General features: G+C 69.6%; 2 protein-coding genes and 1 pseudogene. 1 reads left to right on the top strand and 2 read right to left on the bottom strand.

Annotation, left to right across the window (positions count from 1 at the left end; translation table 11 throughout):
• Positions 1–543 precede the first annotated feature (543 nt).
• Positions 544–1,722 (bottom strand): annotated as a pseudogene (locus tag HYV93_07610) (IS701 family transposase).
• Between the two features lie 110 nt (positions 1,723–1,832).
• Complete coding sequence (locus HYV93_07605) at positions 1,833–3,572, bottom strand: hypothetical protein (GenBank protein ID MBI2525835.1); 1,740 nt, start codon at positions 3,570–3,572, stop codon at positions 1,833–1,835.
• 521 nt (positions 3,573–4,093) lie between these two features.
• On the opposite strand from HYV93_07605, the gene HYV93_07600 reads away from it, so the two are divergent.
• Positions 4,094–4,747 (top strand): DUF4338 domain-containing protein (locus HYV93_07600; protein ID MBI2525834.1); only part of this gene is annotated, 654 nt, incomplete at its 3' end.

Genomic DNA, 4,747 nt, shown 5'->3' with positions numbered 1-4,747 from the left:
CGCGGGCATCAGCCCCGCCCGCGCATTCAGCACGTGCGGATGGCGCGGCGGCGGCCCGCCGCACCGAGCACATGCCTGGGCCGCCCCTTCGATGCGCCGACCTGAGGTGGGGCGCGGCCTTGACCAGCCCCCCCAGGGACCGGGGCCAAGACGAAAAAGCCCTGTGCGGCGTTAGGATCCGCACAGGGCCTTCCTTGTGCGCAACGGCGGCTGGTTGGGGGCGAACGATGCTCCCCCGGGGCCACGGCCTTGCTCCTACCCTCACTCCACCACGTGGTTTTCCGGAAGGTGGGCTCCTCATATCAAATGCCCCGGCGCCCGTCAAGGAGAAATGCGGCGAGTCCCTGGCTCAGGCCGAAGGCGTGGAGCAAGGCGATGACTGGAATTGTGCTAGTACTACTACGTTAAGTTCATGACGAGTCGATCCACAAGCCCTCAACCCGCTGGCCGCACGTGCGGCACATCCCCGTCCACGTCGCCAGGAGCCGCTGGATCTCCCGGCGCGTCCTCGGCAGGGTCCATCCAGAAGTTTTTTTTTCCGCGCAGCGCTTCGAGCATGAGGAAGGCGTAGGCCACGGAGACGAGCGTGACGTGATGATGCCACCCGCGCCACCCGCGCCCCTCGAAGTGATCCAGGCCGAGCTCACGCTTGAGCTGGCGGTAGTCCTGCTCGATGCGCCAGCGGCTCTTCGCCCAGCGCACCAAGCGCCGCAGCGTCGTGGCGGCCGGCAGGTTCGCCAGCCAGTACTTGAGCGGGGCCTCCGCCCCCAGGGGCCACTCGATGAGGAGCCAGCCCACCGGCTGCTCCGGGGCCCCCTCGCGGTACCCGGGGGCCGGCTGGACGCGGCAGGCGGCGAACCGGCTCTCCATGGGCCCCTTGGTTCCCTCGCGCCAGCGGATCGTCCGCCACGCGGTGCGGGGCAGCCGGCGGGCCACGGCCGTGACGGCCTCGGGCGGCGGCCCCACGTACTGCGGCTTGGGGCGCGGCCCCCGGCCGCGGTAGGGGACCGGCTGCCGCGTCTGGGGCGTCGTCCACACCAGGCCGGTGCGGTCGACCTCGACGACGTAGCGGAGGCCGCGGGCCTCCAGCCCCTCGCGGAACGCGGGGACGTCCCCATAGCCGCTATCCGCCAGGACGACCCCGTCGGGCACCGCCCAGGCCCGCGCCTGATCGCAGCAGGCCAGGGCGAGTTCCCACTTTGTCTGGAAGGGGGTGTCCGCCGGGACCCCCGCCGCCGCGCACCGGGCGGGATCGGCCGTCCAGCGCTGGGGCAGATACAGGCGCCAGTCCACGGGGAAGCTGCCGTCGTCGGTGGTGAAATTCAGGGAGACGGCCACCTGGCAGTTGCCCACCTTCCCTAAGGTGCCACAGTACTGCCGGGCGACGCCGACGGAGTGCTTCCCCTGCTTGGGGAAGCCGACCTCGTCCACCACCCAGGCCGCCCCGGGGCTCAACTCGTGCGCCATGCGCTGGGCCAGGTGGGCGCGCACCGGCGTCTCGTCCCAGGGGCTCTGCCCGAGGAGTTGCTGCAATGCCTGGACATCGCCGTCGGGCAGGCGCTGGGCCAGCGGCTCGATGGACTTGCGCTCCCCGTCGAGGAGCAGGCCGCGGACGTAGACCTCGCCCCAGTGACGGCGATCCTTGCGCCCGAGCGGGGCGAGCAGATCCCCCAGGAAGCGCTCCAATCGGGCGCGGCAGCGCGCAAGCTCCTTGGTGTTCATGGAGTCGCAGCATACGACAGACTCCGAGGCAAGTCAAGAATAACTTAACGTAGTAGTACTAGCACTGGATTTTCACGCCACTAAAAGGACTAACACTTCGGACCACAAGGTCAGGGGATCTCGAAGCGCAGGCTGCGGCCGTTCCACCAGGGCACCACGGTCCGCTCCTCGAGTAAGCCCGAGGCGATGAGGATCGGATTGTGAGCCCGACGGGGCAACTCCACGACCACCTCCCGCTCGGTGACGGACACCTGGGCGGGGCTCTTGAGGAAGCGGCGCCAGATCTGGCGGGGCTGGGCCCGCTCGAACCCCCGGAGCTTGAGGGCCAACAGGCGATACAGCCCCGTGGCCATGGTGGTCAGCAGCACATCGAAGCTCACGTTGAGGGCCACGGCGGAGCTGAGGGCATCGAGGTGGAGGAAGTTCACGGCGTCGGCCAGGCCGTTCTCGATGAGCATGCGCCGGGCGGAGCGGAGGATGAGGGCCGCGGGGGTCGTGCGGACATCGTTGGTCAGGAGCACGGTGGGGTGTTCGTGGCCGAGGTCCTTGACGAAGAGCTGGCGCAATTCCCCCCCGTACTCCTTGAGCCACACCCGCTGCTCGATGACCTTGGGGGTCTGGTAGAGCCGCCGGGGCACGTCCAGGTGCACCGTGCGCCACGCCCCGCGGGGCTGCTGGGCGATCTCCCGCAGGACGCCCGGCGAGCGGCGCCGCAGGGTGAGGAAGAGCACCCCCAGGCCGTGCAATTCGCGGAGCTTGCGGTAGGTGGTGAGCTGGGCGTCGAAGACCAGGTGGGGGGGCGGCTGGCCGGTCTGCCGCGTCCAGAAGCGGACGAAGGCCAACACCTGGTCGGCCTCCTCCCCCTTGCGCAGATCCGCGTCGCAGTAGCAGAGCACCCGGGTGTCGGCGTCCTGGACCAGGAAGGCCAGCACGCTCCGCTGCCGGCGGCTCCGCCGGGAGAGGTAGTGCTTCTCCACGAACTCGTCCGCCCCGAAGAAGGGAATCGAGTGGAAGTCCAGATTGAAGGAGTGCCCCGGGAGGAGGTCCTGCGCCCGCAGGGTCCGGACCCACCCCTCCAGCAGGGCCGCCAGGCGCCGGGGCCCCAAACGGCCGGAGTATTGGCTGAGGAACGTGGTCGTGGGCGGGACGTTCAGCCCCGTCCACAGGGCCAGCCCCTCGTCGAAGACCAGGTCCATGACGTAGCTCTTGCGCTCGGTGCTCGTCAGCTTCAGGGCCAGGGCGGCCCGCACGGCCTGCGCGGCGGGGAGCATGCGGGTGCCGGGGAACTGGGCGCCCGCGAGGAGCCCTTCCACGTCGAGGCGGACCAGCCAGGGGAGGAACAGGAACAGGCCGCCCAGGGTGGTGGGCACCGTACGGGGGGCCAGGGCGAACTGGCGCACATCGGCCACCGCGGCCCGCTCGGGCCGCGGCCGCGGGGGCCGCTCCTCGTCGCGCCGCCGGGGCAGCCGGGCGAAGCCCTCGGCCCGCAGCACCTCGTGGATCGCGGTCAGGCTGAGGCGGTGGCCCTGCTGCGTCAGGGCGTCGTGGATGTCGTAGATGGAGAGGTTCTGCTTGCGCAGGGCCACGATCAGGGGGCGGGCCGGCTCCTTCTTGGCCTGGACCTGCGGGCCCCGGGGCAGGTCGCGGAAGAGGGGGCCCAGGGCCCCCGCCCGGAACTTGTGGCAGAGCACGCGGAAGGACCCGGGCGGGTAGCCGAACTGCCACGCCGCCACCCCCGAGGGTTGCCCCTCGGCGAAGAAGGCCCGCAGGGCCTCGTACTGGCGCTGGCGGGGATGCTGGGGCTCCAGGAAATAGGCCGCCGGATCCGTTATCGCATTCGGTGAAGACATCCTGCATAATGCGTATACTATCTTCCTGGGTAGGCGTCAAGCAGATTCGTCCAACGCCTGCCCCGCCCCGCCTCCTCCGACGGCAGCGGGCCGGCGCAAACCGTGCCAGGCCGGAGGGGGACCAGGACCACATGGGATCAAGGGATGGCCTTTCGATCCTATCAGTACACCATACACAATAACCCTTCTGGCCGTGGGTCCGACGGGTTTTCCCTCGCAACGGCCGGGGGCGAACCCCAAGGGTTGCGGCCAACCTGTTAGCACCACTCGGTCGCGTGAAAATCCAGGCTAGCACTACAGCGACCTTTTTTTAGTAGACAAGCTACATGGCGGCGTGTACCATAGCTGGCATCAGGGCGCGTGAGAGAGGGCGCCATCCGCTTGCCGAGAGGGAACGCAGCTTTCGGCAGCACAGGAGGCCTGCGCCTTGTGCCAGGGCCGACATCAGCATGCCGGAACGTGTTCGATCAGGCCGCCATTTGCGTCCCGCGCCGGACGAGGCTCCCCTCGACACCGCGCCGATGCGGGGCGATCTGCGGACCTGGGCGCCGATCACGATCGCGGTGGCCAGCCACTCGCCGGCGGAGCCGCTGTGGGATCAGCTGGTCCGCCGGTATCATTATCTCGGGTATCAGAAGCTCTTGGGCCACCGCCTCAAGTACCTCGCCTTCCTCCAGGGTCGACCCGTGGCGGCCCTGTCCTTCAGCGCCCCCGCCCGCACCCTGCGCGTGCGGGACCAGTGGATTGGCTGGTCCGCGGCGCAGCGGCAAGCCCATCTGGACCGGGTGGTCAACAACAGCCGGTTTCTCATCCTGCCTTGGGTCGCGATCAAGAACCTCGCCTCCCACGTGCTGGCCCGCGCCCTGGCCCGCCTCCCGCAGGATTGGGCGGTGCGGTTCGGGACGCGCCTCTGGCTGGTGGAGACCTTCGTGGATCCCGCGCGGTTCACCGGGACGTGCTACCGCGCGGCCAACTGGCACGGCCTCGGCCAGACGGCGGGCCATGGCAAATCCGGCCCCGGCTACGTGTACCACGGGGCCCGCAAGGAGGTCTACGTCTATGTCCTCGAGCCGCGCTTCCGGCACCTGCTGGGGTGCACCCAACAGGCCGCTCGCCCCTCTTCCCGTCCTCCCCTCTCGCTGGCGAAAGAGGAGGACCTCCCGATGATCTTACGG

It is taken from the genome of Candidatus Rokuibacteriota bacterium (assembly GCA_016188005.1).
GTDB lineage: Bacteria > Methylomirabilota > Methylomirabilia > Rokubacteriales > CSP1-6 > UBA12499.
Note: the sequence above shows the minus strand (reverse complement) of the source record. Positions and strands in the feature narration are given on the sequence as shown.